The following is a 326-nucleotide window of genomic DNA, read 5'->3' as shown; positions in this document are numbered from 1 at the left end:
TGCTTGGCGATGGCGTTCAGGGAGAGCGCGGAGGCCCCCGCCCCGGCGATCTGGGCCCAGGCGCGTTCCTTGATCTCCGCGCGCACATGGGTCCGGTACCGGTCGCGCGGGGACGCCGACTTCTGCGTCATGATGACCAACCTCTCCGTAGTGGTTAGAGGATATTACAAAAGCTTGTCCCAATAAAAAACCTTTTCCGTCATCCTTGACGTGACATGGTCTCGCGATGCAGTCTGGTTCTGGTTAGGTCCTATAACGAAAGCAACAGCGGATAGCGGAGCTTGTGATGAACACAGAAGAACGCGTCGAGGTGGTCCTGCCGGGCA

The 326-nt window shown here is 58.6% G+C and carries 1 pseudogene; it reads right to left on the bottom strand.

Annotated elements, in window-relative coordinates:
- Positions 1-131, bottom strand: a pseudogene (locus tag IE318_RS43925) (TetR/AcrR family transcriptional regulator); the annotation flags it as partial.
- Positions 132-326: the final 195 nt, after the last annotated feature.

Origin of the sequence: Streptomyces spiralis, assembly GCF_014654675.1 — a bacterium.
Classification (GTDB): Bacteria; Actinomycetota; Actinomycetes; order Streptomycetales; family Streptomycetaceae; genus Streptomyces; species Streptomyces spiralis.
This window is presented reverse-complemented; position numbering and strand designations above follow the sequence as displayed.